This window comes from Turicibacter sp. St.80E1, from assembly GCF_059728495.1.
This window is the reverse complement of the sequence record NZ_AP039386.1, coordinates 324,717-345,629: the sequence shown is the minus strand read 5'-3', so window position 1 is coordinate 345,629 and position 20,913 is coordinate 324,717. Positions and strand designations below refer to the sequence as shown.

General features: G+C 38.5%; 14 protein-coding genes, 1 tRNA gene and 3 rRNA genes. 3 read left to right on the top strand and 15 right to left on the bottom strand.

What is annotated here, in order from left to right:
- Window positions 1–43: 43 nt before the first annotated feature.
- The 4 genes from AC6I0I_RS01680 to AC6I0I_RS01665 form a co-directional block, all read right to left on the bottom strand.
- Window positions 44–619 carry a single-stranded DNA-binding protein gene (locus AC6I0I_RS01680; RefSeq protein WP_161832856.1) on the bottom strand — a complete coding sequence of 192 codons (576 nt, stop codon included), beginning with the start codon at window positions 617–619 and terminating at the stop codon, window positions 44–46.
- Window positions 620–650: 31 nt separating this feature from the next.
- Complete coding sequence (gene rpsF / locus AC6I0I_RS01675; RefSeq protein ID WP_161832855.1) at window positions 651–938, bottom strand: 30S ribosomal protein S6; 288 nt, start codon at window positions 936–938, stop codon at window positions 651–653.
- 316 nt (window positions 939–1,254) lie between these two features.
- Window positions 1,255–2,355 (bottom strand): redox-regulated ATPase YchF, encoded by a 1,101-nt coding sequence (ychF, locus tag AC6I0I_RS01670; RefSeq protein ID WP_161832854.1) that lies wholly within the window; start codon window positions 2,353–2,355, stop codon window positions 1,255–1,257.
- Window positions 2,356–2,554: 199 nt separating this feature from the next.
- A protein-coding gene (locus AC6I0I_RS01665) for an IS3 family transposase (RefSeq protein ID WP_262953963.1) occupies window positions 2,555–3,693 on the bottom strand; the annotation gives its coding sequence in 2 pieces (ribosomal slippage) (window positions 2,555–3,468 and window positions 3,468–3,693; 1,140 coding nt in all).
- A 61-nt stretch (window positions 3,694–3,754) separates the two neighbouring features.
- Between AC6I0I_RS01665 and AC6I0I_RS01660 the strand changes: the two genes are divergently transcribed.
- Entirely contained in the window at window positions 3,755–4,165 is a 411-nt protein-coding gene (locus tag AC6I0I_RS01660; RefSeq protein ID WP_262953951.1) for an NUDIX domain-containing protein, read from the top strand.
- A 13-nt stretch (window positions 4,166–4,178) separates the two neighbouring features.
- Here AC6I0I_RS01660 and AC6I0I_RS01655 read toward each other — a convergent pair whose 3' ends face one another.
- A complete protein-coding gene (locus AC6I0I_RS01655) occupies window positions 4,179–4,952 on the bottom strand; it encodes a prepilin peptidase (RefSeq protein WP_262951223.1) in 774 nt (257 codons plus the stop codon).
- A gap of 136 nt (window positions 4,953–5,088) precedes the next feature.
- Here AC6I0I_RS01655 and AC6I0I_RS01650 point away from each other — a divergent pair, with 136 nt between their 5' ends.
- Window positions 5,089–7,086, top strand: coding sequence for a transglycosylase domain-containing protein (locus AC6I0I_RS01650; protein ID WP_161832851.1), 1,998 nt, complete (start codon window positions 5,089–5,091; stop codon window positions 7,084–7,086).
- A gap of 480 nt (window positions 7,087–7,566) precedes the next feature.
- Here AC6I0I_RS01650 and AC6I0I_RS01645 read toward each other — a convergent pair whose 3' ends face one another.
- The 7 genes from AC6I0I_RS01645 to metG form a co-directional block, all read right to left on the bottom strand.
- A complete protein-coding gene (locus tag AC6I0I_RS01645; protein ID WP_262953950.1) occupies window positions 7,567–8,745 on the bottom strand; it encodes a S1C family serine protease in 1,179 nt (392 codons plus the stop codon).
- Window positions 8,746–8,765: 20 nt separating this feature from the next.
- Window positions 8,766–9,533: a TatD family hydrolase gene (locus AC6I0I_RS01640; RefSeq protein WP_161832849.1), complete on the bottom strand. Its 768-nt coding sequence runs from the start codon at window positions 9,531–9,533 to the stop codon at window positions 8,766–8,768.
- A gap of 317 nt (window positions 9,534–9,850) precedes the next feature.
- Window positions 9,851–9,924, bottom strand: a tRNA-Gly gene (locus AC6I0I_RS01635).
- Window positions 9,925–9,935: 11 nt separating this feature from the next.
- Window positions 9,936–10,044 (bottom strand): 5S ribosomal RNA (rrf, locus tag AC6I0I_RS01630).
- 173 nt (window positions 10,045–10,217) lie between these two features.
- Window positions 10,218–13,111, bottom strand: a 23S ribosomal RNA gene (locus AC6I0I_RS01625).
- 92 nt (window positions 13,112–13,203) lie between these two features.
- Window positions 13,204–14,720 (bottom strand): 16S ribosomal RNA (locus AC6I0I_RS01620).
- Together the 16S, 23S and 5S rRNA genes with 1 tRNA gene alongside form the textbook arrangement of a ribosomal RNA operon.
- A gap of 420 nt (window positions 14,721–15,140) precedes the next feature.
- A complete protein-coding gene (metG, locus tag AC6I0I_RS01615) occupies window positions 15,141–17,108 on the bottom strand; it encodes a methionine--tRNA ligase (protein ID WP_262953443.1) in 1,968 nt (655 codons plus the stop codon).
- A gap of 280 nt (window positions 17,109–17,388) precedes the next feature.
- Between metG and AC6I0I_RS01610 the strand changes: the two genes are divergently transcribed.
- Window positions 17,389–17,793 carry a hypothetical protein gene (locus AC6I0I_RS01610; protein WP_161832678.1) on the top strand — a complete coding sequence of 135 codons (405 nt, stop codon included), beginning with the start codon at window positions 17,389–17,391 and terminating at the stop codon, window positions 17,791–17,793.
- Window positions 17,794–18,256: 463 nt separating this feature from the next.
- Here the strand turns inward: AC6I0I_RS01610 and alr are convergent, their stop codons facing one another.
- From alr to AC6I0I_RS01595, 3 genes are read right to left on the bottom strand one after another with little or no spacing between them, the layout of a single operon-like run.
- Complete coding sequence (gene alr / locus AC6I0I_RS01605; protein ID WP_161832677.1) at window positions 18,257–19,387, bottom strand: alanine racemase; 1,131 nt, start codon at window positions 19,385–19,387, stop codon at window positions 18,257–18,259.
- A gap of 28 nt (window positions 19,388–19,415) precedes the next feature.
- Entirely contained in the window at window positions 19,416–20,270 is an 855-nt protein-coding gene (rsmI, locus tag AC6I0I_RS01600; RefSeq protein ID WP_161832676.1) for a 16S rRNA (cytidine(1402)-2'-O)-methyltransferase, read from the bottom strand.
- A gap of 39 nt (window positions 20,271–20,309) precedes the next feature.
- Entirely contained in the window at window positions 20,310–20,903 is a 594-nt protein-coding gene (locus tag AC6I0I_RS01595) for a zinc dependent phospholipase C family protein (protein WP_262953444.1), read from the bottom strand.
- Between the last annotated feature and the right edge of the window lie 10 nt (window positions 20,904–20,913).

Sequence of the window (20,913 nt, the reverse complement as noted above, 5' to 3'; positions counted from 1 at the left end):
AGTTCCTCCTAACATCTTTTAAAGTAATAGTTAATAATTTATTTTAAAATGGTAAATCATCATCTGAAATATTAATTGTTGAGCTAAAATCCGGCTCACTATTAAAATTTGATCCTGGATTAGCAAAACCTTGATCTACACTTTGAGTGGCTCCAAATGGGTTTCCTCCACCATAATTATTAGGTGTTGGTGCTTGTTGTGGGAATGATGGTGTTCCACCATATCCACCTCCAAATGGATTTCCTCCACTAAAATCGTGAGATGGTTGAGTTCCAAAGTTTCCACGATCAGCAGTTGCCGAACGAGGTTCTAAGAATTGAACGCTATCACACACAACATCTGTTGTGTACCGCATAGATCCATCCTGAGCTTGATAGCTACCTGTTTCTATACGTCCTTCAACACCAATTAAAGAACCTTTACGTAAAAACTTCGCCATATTCTCAGCTTGGCTTCGCCATGCTACACAATTAATGAAGTCTGCTTGACGTTCTCCATTTTGACTAGTGAAAGTACGATTAACCGCAATACTAAATCGCAAATTAGCGATTCCATTAGTCGTATACTTTAGTTCTGGATCACGTGTTAATCGCCCTACTAAAACAACGCGATTAATCATTTATATCACCCTCACTTAGTACTTTATAATCTTAAGCTTCTTCTTTGATTGCGATGTAACGAATAACATCTTCGCTAATTCCAGCTAAACGATCAAATTCGTTTTTCGCTTCGATTGAAGAATTAACTGTCATTACAACGTAGTAACCTTTTGTGAAATCTTCGATAGCATATGCTAAATCACGCATACCCCACTCTTTTGTTTCAACGATTTCCGCACCCATATTAGTGAACATGTTTTGGAAGTTTGTGATTACTGCTTTGCGCCCTTCCTCTTCTAAGTTTGGACGAACGATATACATAATTTCGTATTTTCTCATTATATTGCACCTCCTCTTGGTCTAGACGGCCCATTATCGGGCAAGGAGTAATAGTCATATTACTCACAGTCATAAATTATAACACTAGTTTAAACTAATTGCAATACAAATTATTTTATTATACGGCAATATATTTATAAAACTAGTTTTATACGTATTAATATCAAAAAAATAGGCACAACTCTAAAGCAGTGCCTATTTTACAAAGCCCATCATTAAATTCATGTTGTTTTATCGTAGATGCTATTTAATGATGAACTATTAATAGTATGAGATATTTATTTCTCTTTTATACACGAATATAAACAAAATATTTTTAAACGTTAAAACGGAATAACATAACGTCACCATCTTGAACAATATACTGTTTTCCTTCTAATCGATATCGTCCTGCCTCACGTGCCGCTTGCTCTGAACCGTATTTTACTAAATCATCATATGAAACTGTTTCAGCTCGAATGAATCCACGTTCAAAATCACTATGAATAACCCCTGCACATTGAGGAGCAGTCATTCCTTTAATAAACGTCCATGCACGAACTTCCTGCACACCTGCAGTAAAATAAGTAGCTAATCCTAACAAATCATAGGCGGCTCTAATTAACTGGTCCAAACCACTTTCTTTTATTCCTAATTCTTCTAAAAATGCTGACTTTTCATCATCATCTAATTGTGAAATCTCTTCCTCGATACGCGCACAAACTTTGATGACTTTAGCCCCTTCACGTGCGGCATACTCTTGTAATGCCTTTACATGCTCGTTATCCTCATCACTCATTAAATCTTCTTCACCTACATTCGCAACATAAAGAATTGGTTTTAACGTTAGCAATTGTAAATGTTTAATTGTTTGGATATCATCGGCATCTAACTCTAACGCACGTGCCGGTAACTCTTGATCAAATCCAGCTTTAACCTTTTCTAATACCGCTTGTTCAGCCTTAGCTGCCTTATCACCTGATTTAGCCTGTTTCGCTAAGCGACCTAAACGACGGTCAACCTGTTCCATATCGGCTAAAATTAACTCTAGGTTAATTACCTCTACGTCACGAATTGGGTCTACTGATCCCTCAACATGAATAATATTCCCGTCCTCGAAACAACGAACGACTTGTGTAATAGCATCCACTTCTCGGATATTAGCTAAAAATTTATTTCCTAACCCTTCCCCATTACTAGCTCCACGGACTAATCCAGCAATATCGGTAAATTCAAATGTAGTTGGAACTGTTTTTTTAGGACTCACTAATTCAGTAAGTTTATTTAAACGCTCATCTGGGACCTCAACCACACCCACATTCGGGTCAATTGTCGCAAATGGGTAATTAGCTGCTTCAATTCCTGCCTGAGTTATTGCATTAAATAAAGTTGATTTTCCAACATTAGGTAAACCAACGATTCCAGCTGTTAATGCCAATTTTTCCACATCCTTTTATATTAATCGTATTCATATCGTTATTATTTTACACTATTTTAATCAGTTTAGCAAAATGATCTCATATTATGACATCTTTTTATTATAGAAAACATATACTGAGTTAACATTTACTGAAAGGTTGTGGATATATGGCGCAATGGATCTAGGTCAATATTTTGGACACAAAAAAGTTAAGTTTTTAAGCAATTTGTCGTGCAAGTTGCTCACATTCTTCTGGCGTTAAATAATTAATGGAACCATGAATCCTTTTGCGATTATACCAGCCTTCAATATATTGAAATAGGGCCATTCTAGCCTGTTCAAATGTCACATATGTAGTTTGATACACTTCTTCTTTCTTTAGAGTGGCATGGAAAGATTCGATACAAGCATTATCATAAGGACATCCTTTACGACTGAAAGACTGGATCATCTTAAAGTCTGAAGTTAAGTCTTTAAACTCTTGGCTAGTATACTGTGATCCTAAATCAGTGTGGAGAATAATCTCATCTTTAGGTTTTTGAGAAACATAGGCATTCTTTAAAGCTTTTACGATAATATCTGTGGTCATTTGTTTTGAAAAATGATAACCAATAATTTTCTTTGAATGTAAATCCATCACTGAAGCTAAGTAGCACCAACCTTCTTTTTGAACGTAAATATAAGTAATATCGGATACCCATTTTTGATTAATTGAAGTCGTCGAAAAATCCTGTTCTAGAATGTTATTACGTTCTAAAACAAGTTCCTTAGACTGTCTATAAGGAGTATATTTTCTTTGAATAATCGAAGCTAAACCGCTTGATTTCATTAACCGTTGAACACGTTTCAAGCTAACAGTGAATCCCTCTTTAATCAATTGATGGTGTACCTTAATAGCACCATACCGACACTTACTTTCAAAATAAATTTCTTTAATACGTTCAAGTAGTTTCTGATTTTCACGTTCCCATTTTGATTCAGTTTGATGCTTCGATTGATAATAAGTACTTCTTGGAACACTTAAGACCTCACAAAGTTGCTTAATATCGTGTTCCTGATGGTGTTGATTAATAAACTGACATAATTCAGATTGACTTACTTTCTCGCGAATATGGTCATAGCCTTTTTTAATATTTCATTCTCCTCTTGCAGACGTAACATTTCTTGCTTCATGCGTTTAATATCCTCTAGGGTAATTTCTGTATCATCTACCGAGGCAATCGGAGAAATTTGTTTAATCCATTTGTAAATTGTTACTTCTGAAACACCATATTCACGACTTAGATCTTTAACTGAACGTCCATTTTTATAAAGTTCAACAATCATTGATTTAAATTCATTATTATATTTTTTCATACAGACACATCCTTTTATTAAGTCTATTGTAACGACTTAACTTAAGTGTGTCCATAAAACTATACTAGCACCACAAATTCACTTTTCTGTTAAAGGATTAATTATTAAAGATAAAAAATTTTTAGTTCTTCATAAAGTTAGTCCACGGTGTGAGTACTTTGATTTACCAGGCGGAAAAATGAAAAATAACGAAAGTGCAGAAGAAACTCTTCAACGTGAAATATTAGAGGAAACATCCCTTTTAATTAAACCAATAAGCGTATTACACCAATGGGACTTTGTTAACCAGGACTATTTAATAATGGGGATTATTTATTTATGCCAGCCTCTTACAGAAGAAATACAGTTATCAGAAGAACATGATTATTATGAATGGATTCCCTTAAATGAAGAATCTATTCAGTCCTTAACCCCCTCATTAGCAAATGCAATGTCACATTTAAATTTGGATAATGTTAAAACCATCAATTAATGCTGATGGTTTTTTAATAAAATAATTTTATGTAAACTTCTAAAAATGTTTCTCCCTGAAATAAACAAAAATATGCCGAAGCAGCAATAAAGGGACCAAACGTTAAGGGAGTACGATTATTGCCTCGTCGAAATATACAGCAATAAATTAGTGCGAGTATCGTAGATAATAATAATGATATAAATGTACACCTGATTCCTAAAACTAAACCAACTAACCCATATAACTTAATATCTCCACCTCCTAGTGCCTCCTTTTTAAATAGGAATTTTCCGACTATACTAATTACATAAAAAATTAAAAAAGTCCCTCCCCCCTCTATTAATCTATAAAAAATATTACAACTTGAAAAAAAAGAATATCCGGCTACGAGTAGAATGAAGAAAAAAATCAAAACCTTATCTAAAATTAATTGAAAATAACAATCAGACACCGTAATTACTATTAATAAAGATAAAAATATCCATGCTATATAAATTTCTCCTGAAAAAAATCCTAAACTTCCATAATGATGTAGTGGTAACAAAAATAATAATCCAGATAATATTTCTATAATAAGATGAAAAAAAGGAATAGATTGTTGACAGTGTCTACACCTTCCACGTAAAAAAATGTAGGATACTACCGGAACGAGATCAAACCCGGTCAAAGAAGTGTGACAATGTTGACAAAAGGAACGTGAATTCATCCAATTTAATTGCAGTGGCATTCTATATCCAACAACATGGTAAAAAGAACCTAAAATCGTTCCGATGATAAACGTTAAAACATAGATATTATAATTCATAAAACACCTCCTATATTAAATTACGTCAACAGAACGTAATTTCCTTTTTTAACTTAAAAAAACATTAATGTATATTTATTCCTATTTATGTAAATATTTTTATTTAGGATGGACAAAATAAAATGGAGGTGAGTTTATGAAATTATCAAAAAAAATATCTGCATTCTTTAAGTCAAAATATACTCAGGTTACCGCAGTCATCTGCCTAGAATTAATTGCAATTATGTGTCTAACCGTATACCAATACTTCAAATACCTCCCCGCACCGGACATTAACGTTAATACAACCATTACATTCTACGATTCAAAAGGAGAAGTTTTCTTAGAGAAGACATATCCCAAAGATCAACATTGGGTTAGTCTCGATGAAATTTCACCTTATGTTATTAATGGTTTTATAGCAACGGAGGACCGAAACTTTTACGATCACTTTGGGTTTGACCCTCTTCGTATGGCAAAAGCAGTAATCACTAACCTTACCACAGGAACGCGAGCGCAGGGCGCCTCAACCATTACTCAACAATATGCACGAAACTTATACTTAAGCTTTGAAAAAACATGGTCAAGAAAAATTAAAGAGGCCTTTTATACCATTCGTCTTGAACTCGGATATGATAAGGACACTATACTCGAAGGATACTTAAATACTATTAACTTTGGGCATGGAAATTACGGTATAGAAGATGCCTCACTCTATTACTTCGGTAAACATGCAAATGAATTATCACTTGCCGAAGCCTCGATATTAGTTGGTATTCCAAAGGGACCCACCTATTATTCACCCATTAAAAACCCCGAAAACTCTTCGAACCGCCAAAAGATTGTTTTAAAGTCTATGTTAGATGAAAACTATATTAGCGTGGAAGATTATGAACATGCCCTAAAAAGTGATCCCGTTGTAATTGGTGAAATCCCTGGGGATGTTGACTATGAGGCCCCTTATTACGTCGACGCTGTTCTAGCCGAGGTCGATCACTTATTAGATGGCCAAACGAGTTCCTACCGAAACTTAAATATTTATACTACACTGGATCAGGAAATACAAAGTCAAGTAAATAAATCTATTGTTCAAAATGTAAAAGATTTAGACGTTCAGACAGCCGTTATTGTTATGGAACCTTCTACCGGATACGTTAAGGCTTTATCTGGAGGAAATAATTATGAGGAATCACAATATAATCGTGCACTCTATAGTGAGCGTCAGATAGGATCATTAATGAAACCTTTTCTATATTATGCCGCCCTAGAGTATGGATTTAACCCGTCGACAACATTTATGAACGAACCCACAACATTTACCTACAACGGAGGAAAAGATTCCTATACACCAAATAACTATAATAGTTCATATGCTTATAAAAGTATTCCAATGGCGAATGCTCTCGCTGTTTCAGATAATATTTATGCCGTAAAAACTCATACGTTTCTTGGATTAGATGTGCTTCCAAAAACGACTAAACGATTTGGAATTTCAGCTAATATTCCTAGTATTCCTTCTGCAGCTCTTGGTGTTGAACCTGTAAATATTATGGAGATGGCTGAAGCCTACAGTATATTCGCTAATAATGGAAAATCCGTAAATAGAAAATTTATTACCTCTATCACGGATGACCGTGGATTTCTCGTCTATTCTGATACTAAGACAGAACAAAAGCAAATCCTGGATAAAACTAAAACTTATATTATGAATGAAATGATGACCGGAATGTTTAATTTACAACAAAATAATCATTTATCTATAACCGGTCTATCTATTATTCAAAACTTAACTCATCAATATGCAGGTAAAAGTGGATCGACAAATACCGATTCCTGGATGATTGGATACACTCCCGAACTTTTAACAACAGTATGGACGGGATATGATCAGGGTAGAACGTTGGATGGAGTTGAAGTTAACCACTATGCTAAAAATATATGGTCTGAGGTAATGGAAAACTCGTTAAAAAACACTCAAACAGAATGGTTTGAAAAACCTAAAAACGTGGTTGCTGTCAAAATCGATCCTACAACGGGTTATCTAGCGTCGGAAGAATGCAAAAATAAAGTAACACTTTATTATGAAAAGAATAATGTCCCGTCTATTTCATGTGAGGACCATTATCATAAAAGTTCACTTACAGTTAGTCAGTAGTATTTATCGTACGAAAAGCATTTAGGAAAAATTAAATACCCAGAGAAGTACATTAAAAGGACTAAATACGTTGGAAATCGTGTTTAGTCCTTTTAATCTTTGTTATTCTATTGCTAATAAAAAGAAAATTCACTCATCATTGTATGTATTAACGATAGTAGGCCTCAATTAGAATATAACAAGTACTAATACATCCCCCTTGATTGCCTCCCCTCTGCTTTAACAGATTTATTGAGGTAAAATTTAATGACATAATACCTTTATTCCGTATAATAAGGAGAGTTGGGATGAATCATTTTTAACTATATAATAAAAGTACCTCCATCATAGACTTTAAGACATTTCTATCATCATCGATAGTATTGCTTCTCTTCTTTTGTCTACAATGAAGGTACTCTATCAGTTTTAATTCCCTATTATTTCAAACACTAGACAAAAGGGAATAACCGATTTAATGTCAGAGGTCACAAGAGTATTGATTTATGAAGACACCTTATCTTTATCGGCTGGTGCAACAGTTGCCGATAAAGTCGTAGTTTTTCCATCTTGAATAACCGTTAATTCTAGTTTGTCTCCCTCTCTCATAAGGTATAATTTTTTTCTAAAGGCCATCGTATCCTCTACTTCCTCGCCATTAATAGCCGTAACAATATCACCTGCTTTTAATCCCATTTTCTCAGCAATTCCACCTTCAAAAACTTCATAAATAAAAACTCCGGTTTTTTGATCTGTTGGAATTTTAAGCATTTCTTTTAGACGATCAGGAATCATTCCCATCTCTTGAATATATACCCCTAATTGTGGACGACGAACCTCTCCGTAATTTTCTAAATCTGTAATGATAGGAATCGCAACATATGTAGGAATTGAAAATGACATCCCTTCAACAGAACTTGTCGCAATCTTCATTGAATTAATCCCTACTATTTTTCCATCTAAGTTAATGAGCGCCCCACCACTATTACCTGGATTAATTGCAGTATCTGTTTGTAAAACTGTCATTTCCCAGTCGTCAACCTTATCATTATTTAAATCCACGGCAATGACACGATCCTGTCCTGAAACAATCCCTGATGTGGCAGATCCTGCAAAATCTAATCCTAGTGGATTACCAATTGCAATAACAGTTTGACCTACCTTTAAATCCTCAGTATTGCCAAACTCGGCGACTGTATCAACCTTAGCATCACTTACCTTTAATACTGCCAAATCCGTATAAATATCTCCCCCAATTAGAGTAGCTTCTGCATGTTCCCCATTCGAAAAAACAACCTCAAAATAGTCTCCCTTATCTATAACGTGTTGATTAGTTACAATATAGGCATCTTTTCCATCCTTTTTGTAAATAATTCCTGATCCCTCACCTTGAGTCGCATTATTAGCGAAATTTACAACCCCTACAATAGCAGGAGAAACCTTATTGATTGCCTCAATACGTGCCTCCTCCTGTGTAACAACCTGACGTTCAACGACGTTTTGAACAACTTGAGAATTTCCATTTGACCCTGTTAAATTATCAAGCGCAGCGGTACTTCCATTCTTCAGCGACTTTTCCTGATAATAATTATTTATAAAGAAGACACTCCATGCAGTAATTAACCCCGTTATTAATATTATTGCACAGGTATATGAAACTTTTCCAACATTAATTTTTTTCATTCTATATCCACCTTTCAAATTTAAACAATATTAAATAGTTGGCATGCATTAAAGGTTGTTTGTTTCGCGACCTTCTCATACGATATATTTTTAAGCTCTGCTATCTTTTTGGCAACCATCGAGACATATGCAGGCTCATTCCGTGTTCCCCTATATGGATGCGGAGTTAAATAGGGAGCATCCGTTTCGATTAATAAATCTTCTAGTGGAATATGGGTAGCAACTTCTTGTGCCCTTCTACCATTTGTAAAAGTGACAGGACCACCTAAAGATATTTTAAAATTTAGATTAATAAAGCTCCGTGCCATTTCAATACTACCACTATAACAGTGCATGACACCCCCTATTACATCAACACTATTCTCTTTCAAAATATCATAAGTATCCTGTATTGAATCACGAGTATGAATAATTAGGGGTTTATTTATCTCTTTAGCTAATTGAATTTGCTTCACAAACACCTCTTTCTGTATATCTACAGGAGAAGTATCCCAATGATAATCAAGACCACATTCACCCACAGCAACTACTTTAGAGTGATTTAGCTGCTCCTTTAATTGGTCAAATAATTCATCCGTTAAATAAATTGCATCAACTGGATGCCATCCCACTGCAGCATAAATAAATTCATACTTTTCTGCTAGCTCAATAGCACGTTGGTTCGAAACTTGATCATATCCAACAACCAACATATACTTTACCCCTTCATTTTTGGCCCTATCAATTACCTCCACTAAATCATCCATATATTTTTTATCATTTAAATGTACATGAGTATCAAAAAGCACAGTATCACCTATTTCTTCCTAAATCACAATTTATATTTTCTACACTACTCTATCATAGGATAAAGTTTCGGACATTCTATGATACGTATTTATAAATACTGTAGAAAATACGTTCTCTTTTTATTATACCAAAACTTAATTTTTTTATTAGAAAATAAAGATAAAAATACATATAAGTTCCAGTTATTTTGTATTCCATAAAATTTCTGCCTCAGGAGCACTTAAGATATTTTCCAAAAATAATAAAAATAAGGCCAACTTATATCTTTATTCTTGATAAATAAAAAAAACATCCCGAAGGATGTTGATTGGCTATTTGGAGCGGGTGAAGAGAATCGAACTCTCACAGTCAGCTTGGAAGGCTGAAGTTCTACCATTAAACTACACCCGCATTTATTTATGGCCTAGCGACGTCCTACTCTCGCACTTGCGTACTACCCTCGGCGCTAAGGAGCTTAACTTCTGTGTTCGGTATGGGAACAGGTGTGCCCTCCTTGCCCTTATCACTAGACCTTCTGTCAGATCTTATCAATCTCACAAAACTAGATATCTTCTGCTTACTTCTTCTTGTCCGGCAACTCTCGCATCACAGTGGTAAAGTTCAATAACTGTTCATCACCTTCGTGATTCCTCAGTTCTTTTCACTTTCTGCCTGTGATAATCGCTCGTTTTTGCCTTTCCTATTTAGTTAAGTCCTCGATCGATTAGTATCAGTCCGCTTCATCTGTCACCAAACTTCCACTCCTGACCTATCTACCTCGTCGTCTTCAAGGGATCTTACTTCTTTCGAATGGGAAATCTCATCTTGAGGGGGGCTTCACGCTTAGATGCTTTCAGCGTTTATCCCTTCCACACGTAGCTACCCAGCTATGCTCCTGGCAGAACAACTGGTACACCAGCGGTGTGTCCATCCCGGTCCTCTCGTACTAAGGACAGCTCCTCTCAAATTTCCTACGCCCACGACGGATAGGGACCGAACTGTCTCACGACGTTCTGAACCCAGCTCGCGTACCGCTTTAATGGGCGAACAGCCCAACCCTTGGGACCGACTACAGCCCCAGGATGCGATGAGCCGACATCGAGGTGCCAAACCTCCCCGTCGATGTGAACTCTTGGGGGAGATCAGCCTGTTATCCCCGGGGTAGCTTTTATCCGTTGAGCGACGGCCCTTCCATTCGGTACCGCCGGATCACTAAGCCCGACTTTCGTCCCTGCTCGACTTGTAGGTCTCGCAGTCAAGCTCCCTTCTGCCTTTACACTCTTCGAATGATTTCCAACCATTCTGAGGGAACCTTTGGGCGCCTCCGTTACTCTTTGGGAGGCGACCGCCCCAGTCAAACTGCCCACCTGACACTGTCCCCTGACCAGCTCATGGCCACGGGTTAGAACCCCAGTAACACAAGGGTAGTATCCCAACAGCGACTCCTCCAAGACTGGCGTCCTGGTCTCTTCGTCTCCTACCTATCCTGTACATGTGTCACCAGTGCTCAATATCAAGCTACAGTAAAGCTCCACGGGGTCTTTCCGTCCTGTCGCGGGTAACCTGCATCTTCACAGGTACTATGATTTCACCGAGTCTCTTGTTGAGACAGCGCCCAGATCGTTACGCCTTTCGTGCGGGTCGGAACTTACCCGACAAGGAATTTCGCTACCTTAGGACCGTTATAGTTACGGCCGCCGTTTACTGGGGCTTCAATTCAAAGCTTCGCTTGCGCTAACCTCTCCTCTTAACCTTCCAGCACCGGGCAGGCGTCAGCCCCTATACATCACCTTGCGGTTTAGCAGAGACCTGTGTTTTTGATAAACAGTCGCCTGGGCCTTTTCACTGCGGCTTGCTTTCACAAGCACCCCTTCTCCCGAAGTTACGGGGTCATTTTGCCGAGTTCCTTAACAAGAGTTCTCTCGCTCATCTTAGGATTCTCTCCTCGCCTACCTGTGTCGGTTATCGGTACGGGCACCTAATAAATTATCCCTAGAAGCTTTTCTTGGAAGCGTGACATCAGCTGACTTCACCCTTGCGGGCTTTCGGCATCACAGCTCAATGTTTCGCCATGCGGATTTGCCTACATGACCACCTCACTGCTTACACGTGAATCCATTCACACGCTCAACTTAGCCTTCTCCGTCACTCCTTCAGTTTATTAAGTGGTACAGGAATCTCTACCTGTTGTCCATCGGCTACGCCTTTCGGCCTCACCTTAGGTCCCGACTTACCCAGGGCGGACGAGCCTTCCCCTGGAAACCTTAGGCTTTCGATGGATAGGATTCTCACCTATCTTTCGCTACTCACACCGGCATTCTCACTTCTAACCGCTCCACAGCTCCTTCCGGTACTGCTTCTGTGCTGTTAGAACGCTCTCCTACCACTGACACTTCGTGTCAATCCGCAGCTTCGGCGGTCCGTTTAGCCCCGGTACATTTTCGGCGCAGAGTCACTCGACTAGTGAGCTATTACGCACTCTTTAAAGGATGGCTGCTTCTAAGCCAACCTCCTAGTTGTCTGTGCATCTCCACATCCTTTTCCACTTAACGGACACTTGGGGGCCTTAGCTGGCGGTCTGGGCTCTTTCCCTTTTGACCATGGACCTTATCACCCACAGTCTGACTCCCGATCATATCTATCTGGCATTCGGAGTTTGATTGAGATCAGTACCCCGAGGTGGGGCCATCACCCATTCAGTGCTCTACCTCCAGTAGACTCTTATCGAGGCTAGCCCTAAAGCTATTTCGGAGAGAACCAGCTATATCCGTGTTCGATTGGAATTTCACCCCTAGCCACAAGTCATCCAAGCACTTTTCAACGTGCCCTGGTTCGGCCCTCCAGTCAGTGTTACCTGACCTTCAGCCTGCTCATGGCTAGCTCACACGGTTTCGGGTCTACAACATCGTACTCCTCGCCCTATTCAGACTCGCTTTCGCTTCGGCTCCGTCTCTTCAACTTAACCTTGCACGATATCGTAACTCGCCGGTTCATTCTACAAAAGGCACGCCATCACCCTTTAACGGGCTCTGACTAGTTGTAGGCACACGGTTTCAGGTTCTCTTTCACTCCCCTTCCGGGGTTCTTTTCACCTTTCCCTCACGGTACTGGTTCACTATCGGTCACTAGGTAGTATTTAGCCTTACGAGATGGTCCTCGTTGCTTCCGACGGGATTTCTCGTGTCCCGCCGTACTCAGGATCCCTTCCCTGCTTCACACAATTTCACCTACGGGACTCTCACCCCCTCCGGTTGGCCTTCCCAGACCATTCGGCTATCATGTTCAGTCATTTCTGAAGGTCCTTCTACCCCGGATTACTCCGGTTTGGGCTCCTCCCTGTTCGCTCGCCGCTACTTGGGGAATCGATGTTTCTTTCTTTTCCTCCAGGTACTTAGATGTTTCAGTTCCCTGGGTCTGTCTCCTCTATGGCTATTGATTCACCATACGGTGCTAGCGTATGACCACTAGCGGGTTTCCCCATTCGGATATCCCCGGCTCTTTGCTTACTTACAGCTCCCCGAGGCGTTTCGCCGTTTGTCGCGTCCTTCTTCGACTCCTAGTGCCTAGGCATCCTCCGTGCGCCCTTTATTACTTAACTTTTCTTCTTCAGAAGATATCTAGTTTTCAAAGATCAATCTCAGGAAAATCGAAATTCTCCCAAAACTAAACAGAACGTCTCTTTCTCCATAGAAAGGAGGTGATCCATCCCCACCTTCCGGTAGGGATACCTTGTTACGACTTCACCCCAATCATCTACCCCACCTTAGGCAGCTCCCTCCTTGCGGTTAGGCCACTGACTTCGGGTGTTGTAAACTCTCGTGGTGTGACGGGCGGTGTGTACAAGACCCGGGAACGTATTCACCGCGACATTCTGATTCGCGATTACTAGCGATTCCAACTTCATGTAGGCGAGTTGCAGTCTACAATCCGAACTGAGATTGGCTTTATGAGGTTTGCTCCACGTCACCGCTTCGCTTCTCTTTGTACCAACCATTGTAGCACGTGTGTAGCCCAGGTCATAAGGGGCATGATGATTTGACGTCATCCCCACCTTCCTCCAGTTTGTCACTGGCAGTCTCGTTAGAGTCCCCATCTTACTGCTGGCAACTAACGACAGGGGTTGCGCTCGTTGCGGGACTTAACCCAACATCTCACGACACGAGCTGACGACAACCATGCACCACCTGTATCCATTGTCCCCGAAGGAAACCCTCTATCTCTAGAGGCGTCAATGGTATGTCAAGACCTGGTAAGGTTCTTCGCGTTGCTTCGAATTAAACCACATGCTCCACCGCTTGTGCGGGTCCCCGTCAATTCCTTTGAGTTTCAGTCTTGCGACCGTACTCCCCAGGCGGAGTGCTTAATGCGTTAACTTCAGCACTGAGGTTCGACCCCCAACACTTAGCACTCATCGTTTACGGCGTGGACTACCAGGGTATCTAATCCTGTTTGCTCCCCACGCTTTCGCGCCTCAGTGTCAGTTGCAGACCAGGAAGCCGCCTTCGCCACTGGTGTTCCTCCATATCTCTACGCATTTCACCGCTACACATGGAATTCCACTTCCCTCTTCTGCACTCAAGTCAACCAGTTTCCAATGACCCTCCACGGTTAAGCCGTGGGCTTTCACATCAGACTTAATTAACCACCTGCGCGCTCTTTACGCCCAATAATTCCGGATAACGCTTGCCACCTACGTATTACCGCGGCTGCTGGCACGTAGTTAGCCGTGGCTTTCTCATAAGGTACCGTCAATTGATAGTCATTTCCTCCTATCACCTTTCTTCCCTTATAACAGAATTTTACAACCCGAAGGCCTTCTTCATTCACGCGGCGTTGCTCGGTCAGGCTTTCGCCCATTGCCGAAGATTCCCTACTGCTGCCTCCCGTAGGAGTCTGGGCCGTGTCTCAGTCCCAGTGTGGCCGTTCACCCTCTCAGGTCGGCTACGCATCGTCGCCTTGGTAGGCCTTTACCCCACCAACTAGCTAATGCGCCGCAGGCTCATCCATCAGTGATGCCAGGAGCATCTTTAAACTTTCGTCCTATCCGGTATTAGCGATCGTTTCCAATCGTTGTCCCCGTCTGATGGGCAGATCACCTACGTGTTACTCACCCGTTCGCCGCTTCCCACCGAAGTGGTTCGCTCGACTTGCATGTATTAGGCACGCCGCCAGCGTTCATCCTGAGCCAGGATCAAACTCTCCATAATTGTTTGTTTCCTTAGCTTGCGAAATTTCTTTCGCTCATGATTCTTGACGTTCTGTTTAGTTTTCAAAGAACTTCTCTCGCCTTTTGGCGACTTCTTTATCTTACCACATTCGACTTTTTCTGTCAAATGTTTTTTATCTTTTTTGCAAGATTTCTTGTCTGCCTCTCTTGGCGACTTTTCTAGTTTATCATGTTCAACCGTTTCTGTCAAACACTTTTTAACTTTTTTTGTTTTCTTTTCCATCGCCCTTTTGGCGACTCATTTATAATACCACTCCAATACAATATTGTCAAATATTTTATATTAATTTTCTAAACTATTCGCCTAATCAGTATAGTTTTAAGAGTTGGCCCTCCCCATACTTATATTTCTTATATAAAAAAAGAATCTATACCTTAGGCACAGATTCTTTTTTCATTCCTATTTAACTAATGACCCGTTTGGTAATTCATCCATAATCGTAGGTAATGTTAATAACCCATCATTTGAAGCGGCTAAAACCATTCCCTCTGATAATTCACCACGAAGTTTTACAGGTTTTAGATTTGTTACAACCAATACCTTACGACCTACTAATTGTTCCGGTTTATAGTGTTCAGCAATTCCCGAAACGATTTGACGAACCTCTGTTCCTAAATCGATTTGTGAAACTAATAGACGATCAGCTTTAGGATGTTGTTTACATTCTTTAATTTGTCCGATTTTAATCTCAACTTTTGTAAAATCTTCAATACCAATTAGCGCCTTTTCTTCTTTAGGTTGTTCATTTTTTGTCTCTACTGCTTTTTCAGTATTCGTCGCAACTGATTTTGACATCTGTTCTTTAATATATTCCACTTCTACTTCTACCTCCAAACGTGGGAAAATCGGTGTCCCTTTAGAAACAACTTTTGTTCCCTCTGACAATTTATTAAACTGCTTTAAACTATTCCAATTCATAACGTCTTGTTGATGAATTCCTAATTGTGCAAAAATTTGTGGAGTTGTACGCGGCATAAATGGTTCAATCATAATAGCAATCTGGCGTAAACTTTCCACTAAATGAAGCATCACAGAAGCTAATTTATCAGTATTAGCCTCTTCCTTTGCTAATACCCACGGGGCAGTTTCATCTATATATTTATTTGTACGTGCTACTAATGACCAGATATCAGATAATACCGCACTAAATTGCATTTCCTCAAAATTTTCTTCTACCTTTGTTACTGTAGTATTAACAAACTCTTCCAATGTCTGATCAAACTCAGTAACTTGTCCCTTGTACGTTGGAATAACCCCGTCAAAATACTTGTTTATCATCGAAACAGTACGATTTAATAAATTTCCTAAGTCGTTCGCTAAGTCAAAGTTAACACGCTCAACAAAAGATTCTGGTGAAAATACACCATCCTGACCAAATGGTAGTTCACGTAATAAGAAATAACGCACAGCATCTAAACCGTATCGTTCAATTAACATTTCTGGATAAACGACATTACCCTTTGATTTAGACATTTTTCCGTCTTTCATCATAATAAATCCATGAGCAAAGATTTTTTTCGGTAATGGCAGTCCTAACGCCATTAAAAAGATAGGCCAATAAATTGTATGGAAGCGAACAATATCTTTACCTACTACGTGAACATCGGCTGGCCAATATTTATTAAATAATTCTTCATTATCCGAACCATAACCCAGAGAAGTAATATAGTTTGATAGGGCATCCACCCAAACATATATTACATGCTTTGGATCGTCTGGAACTTTTACCCCCCAATCAAATGTAGTACGTGATACCGATAAATCTTGTAATCCCGGTTTAATAAAGTTATTAACCATTTCATTTTTACGCGATTCTGGTAAGATAAAGTCTGGATTTTCATTGTAATATTCCATTAAACGAGGAGCATATTTTTGCATATTAAAGAAATATGATTCCTCCTTAACAACTTTCACCTCACGTCCACAGTCTGGACACTTTCCATCTACAAGTTGTGTCGGTGTAAAGTAGGCCTCACATGGTGTACAATAAAGTCCCTCATAGTTTCCTTTATAGATATCACCATTTTCCATGAATATCGAAAAGATTTTCTCTACAATTTCTTCATGACGCTTTTCTGTCGTACGGATAAAATCATCATTTGTAATATCCATCATTTCCCATAATTTTTTAGCGGCATCAGCAATTTCATCTACATAAAGTTGTGGATCTTTCCCCGCTTCCATTGCTTTTTCTTGTATTTTTTGTCCGTGTTCATCCATTCCCGTTAAGAAACGCACGTCAAATCCACGGGCACGTTTATAGCGAGCCATTGCGTCAGAAGCCACAGTTGTATAGGCTGTCCCGATATGAAATCTCCCGCTTGGATAATAAATTGGTGTTGTAATATAAAATGTCGGCTTACTCACTAACTTCACCTCTTTAAATTTTTAATGCCTATATTATAGCATACTTCAAACATATTTAGACATTAAAGTGAAGGATAAGTAATATTCCCTATGAGATTAATTTTATATGCGTAAAAATAAATCCCCAATATTCGAGAAATCACTAGCATTTTTTGTAAATTTTCCATGAATTCCTCCTATACATTAACATATTATTTTAAGTATACATACGAAAAAATAGTTTTACTACACTTCGACATAAGTTATTTGGTACACTTTTTCTTGTTAGGGAGGAATTAATATGAAAAATGTAAAAGGACAACTTACCCAAAGAGATATTACCCTCATTGAATATTGTCTTGCACATTTGCCCATCAGCAGTGAGATTGCCGCTGCCCTTTTTTACCCCAATAAATATATTGCTCAGCGCCGACTAAATACAATTCACAACCTCAAACAACTTAAACGTACCGAAAGACTCGTCGTCAACCAGCCCTATATTTATTATTTTCATAAGAAGGATTTAAAAAACTATCCCTTCAGCCAACTTCTTTATGATATTCATTGTGAGGGTTATGAAATTGAAAATTATCACTTTGAAGATAATTTATTAACCGCTCATATCCATAAAGAAAATGCATCTTATAAAATTAATGCCACTCTGAATAATTTGCCACAAATCTATAAACGTTTATCACTAAAGTAAGATAACTATATGAAAAAAGAAAGATATCTAGATACACTCAAAATATCCCCCTCTTTCATTAACTTATCCAAAAATAAAATAATTGGAATATGATCATTCATATAAAAACTGATATAGTTGTCTTTCTTTTAAACTCAAGCTCACTATTACATAAAAAAAACTGACTTGTATGGATTCGTCATTCAAACAATCTAACAAGTCAGTTTTTTTATGGATAAATGAAATCCTTAATAACCCCTTCTAATCTACCTATTTCCCGTTTTTCATAAATTATCCCCCACTAAAATATACAATGATCAATGCTTTTATATTTCATGTAATGCCACTCTCGGATTAAACCGCCACAATATCCATCCTGAGTTTCAATCATAAAAGACAAAATTTTAAGACCATAAAAAAACTTTCTTCTATACTTCATTGTCTTTTGGTTGTGTATAGGGAACAGCTAATTTTTCGATAGATTCTATTCAAATCTCATTTTTTTTACGGCTATAATTTTACCATCCTTCTTATAAACTCGAGGAACGCGATCACTAATTAAACATAAGATTTCATAACTAATCGTTCCAATTTCTCGTGCGACACGCTCTACAGGCATTCCTTCACCAATTAGGGTGACAACTGTTCCCATTGGAATAGGATTCGGCAAACGAATCATCATCTGGTCCATACACACCCGACCAACTATTTCGCACTCAACTCCATTAACAATCACATTTCTTCCCTGATGTAGTCTAATCCATCCATCGGCATATCCAATAGGAACTACACCAATCCATTCGTCCTCAGAAGCCTCATAGGTCGCACCATAGCCTACCTTATCTCCCTTTTTAATTTTTTTTACTTGTACAACATTAGAAAATAATTTTAAGGCAGGTTTTAGGTCAAATGAAATTGGAATGAAGTCTTCATCCGGATTAATACCATAAAGCCCTAGACCCAAACGAATTCCGTGATCAAATTGAAATTCTTTTTGTAATAGTGTTGCAGTATTTTCTAAATGAACGTATTTGACACCCGTTAAATCTAATTCCTTGATGAGATGCCTAAACTGACGGATTTGGTAATCTAAATACTCGCTATCACAATCCGCTGTCGCCATATGCGTAAATATACCTTCAATCTCAACCATTGAAGCTCGACAAAGGTCCTCATAACATTCTTTAACTTGATCACTATCCATCAACCCTAGCCGATGCATCCCACTATCAACTTTTAAATGAACCTTAATCTTTTCCTTTAATGGCAATTGTACTAATTGGTTAATCCACATTTTATCATGAGCGGTCAATGAGATATTATGGCGGGCTGCCAATGGAACATCTTTTAGGCGAGTCATTCCCAGGACTAAGATTGGGACTTCAATTCCTGATTGACGTAGACGTAATGCCTCATCTAATCCACTAACTGCTAGACAATTTGCTCCTGCCTCTATTGCTACTTTAGACACTTCTACATCCCCGTGACCATATCCGTTTGCCTTTACAACAACAAAAAGTGATTTTGTCGGATGTATTCTTTTAATTTGTTTTACATTATAAGCGATAGCGTCTAAATCGATCTCCGCCCATGTATCACGATAAAACTCTTGCATACGCTTCACCTCTCCCCTAATCACTGTACTAATTTATATGAAATGTACGATAAACTTCATTTTTTGCTAGTTTACGTTCTTTAGCAACACGTTTAATACTTTCATTAGGACTATGGCCCTGTTCAATGTAGTAATTTACGTGCTCAATGATATCTAAATCTTGCCACCAGACAACCTCTTCTTTCTTCTCGGTCGTTCCTTCAACAATAACAACCATCTCGCCACGTAATTCATCCGCCACCTCAAGAATTTCTTGTATAGTTCCACGAATAAACTCCTCATACTGCTTAGTTAACTCTCGGGCAATCACAACACGTCGATTTCCAAGAATCTCTAACATAACTTGAAGAGTTTCCTTAATACGATGTGGCGATTCGTAATAGATTGTTGTAAAAGGTTGATATTTTAAATCCTCTAATTCCTTTTTCTTCTTTGATTTAACGCGGTTTAAAAACCCATAAAAAAGAAAGGGTTGGGGAACGAGACCCGAAGCAATTAGTGCGGACAAGGCTGCATTTGCACCAGGAATAGGAACAACAGCGTAACCTGCCTTAATCGCGTCTGCAACAATTTCATAACCTGGATCCGAAATACATGGCAATCCCGCATCACTCACCAGGGCTATATTTTTCCCCTCTTCGAGTAATGCGATTATTTGGTTGCCTTTCGAATCCTTATTATGTTCATGATAACTAGTTAAAGGAGTCTCAATTTCAAAAGCATGACATAATTTTTTAGTATGTCTCGTATCTTCTGCCGCAATTAAATCTACAGATTTTAATGTTTCAATACAACGAGGGGTCATATCTCCTAAGTTTCCAATAGGGGTCGCTACTAAGTATAAACTCGCACCCTCTTGTTTAAAGCTTTTTTGAATCTCCATATAAGTCACTCCATCTATTAATTAATACTTTCTATTATACTAAATTTTACTCCTTTTTGGATAATCAGTCACGAGTAATTTATTAAATTCAAAGTGTGTTATCACATATTGCATCACTGATAAAGCAAGTACCACCATATCTTCGAAATCTTGCGATACACTCCTTATTAACGGAACCTCATTCATACCACGAGTTAACTCAGAAACATAGTACTGAATCTCTTGAACATTCTTGAAAGGAATAGCTTTTACGGGATCCATTTTTTGAAATTTAATTTTGGCATATCGGTGTAATTTAACTTCGTATTTTATATGTTTTGCTAATGAATGATGTTCATATAAATAGTCGTTTGCATGGTAAACACACGCGTAATCACAGAAAAAGTGAATAATGACCCCCAAATGTTCAGAAAAATGTTTCACACTAACCGGATGTGTCAGTAAATGATTGAGCATGGAAAAAATAATTTCCCTATTATCCCGATAATAATGGCTCATCCTTAAGTATTTCTGACTAATATCAGGTTTAATATTTCCATAAATGAACCATTCTTTATGAATATGATTTTGATTAGTAGGAGATAACTGATTATACAGAAATTCTCCAATTAATCGATGGGTATTTGCTATCATTTAAACCTCA

Excerpts from the sequence above, each read along its gene's own strand:
- AC6I0I_RS01655 (WP_262951223.1), bottom strand. The coding sequence starts at position 4,952 with ATGAATTATAATATCTATGTTTTAACGTTTATCATCGGAACGATTTTA.
- AC6I0I_RS01680 (WP_161832856.1), bottom strand. The coding sequence starts at position 619 with ATGATTAATCGCGTTGTTTTAGTAGGGCGATTAACACGTGATCCAGAA.
- rpsF (WP_161832855.1), bottom strand. The coding sequence starts at position 938 with ATGAGAAAATACGAAATTATGTATATCGTTCGTCCAAACTTAGAAGAG.
- alr (WP_161832677.1), bottom strand. The coding sequence starts at position 19,387 with ATGCAAGAGTTTTATCGTGATACATGGGCGGAGATCGATTTAGACGCT.
- AC6I0I_RS01645 (WP_262953950.1), bottom strand. The coding sequence starts at position 8,745 with ATGAAAAAAATTAATGTTGGAAAAGTTTCATATACCTGTGCAATAATA.
- AC6I0I_RS01595 (WP_262953444.1), bottom strand. The coding sequence starts at position 20,903 with ATGATAGCAAATACCCATCGATTAATTGGAGAATTTCTGTATAATCAG.
- AC6I0I_RS01650 (WP_161832851.1), top strand. The coding sequence starts at position 5,089 with ATGAAATTATCAAAAAAAATATCTGCATTCTTTAAGTCAAAATATACT.
- AC6I0I_RS01610 (WP_161832678.1), top strand. The coding sequence starts at position 17,389 with ATGAAAAATGTAAAAGGACAACTTACCCAAAGAGATATTACCCTCATT.
- rsmI (WP_161832676.1), bottom strand. The coding sequence starts at position 20,270 with ATGGAGATTCAAAAAAGCTTTAAACAAGAGGGTGCGAGTTTATACTTA.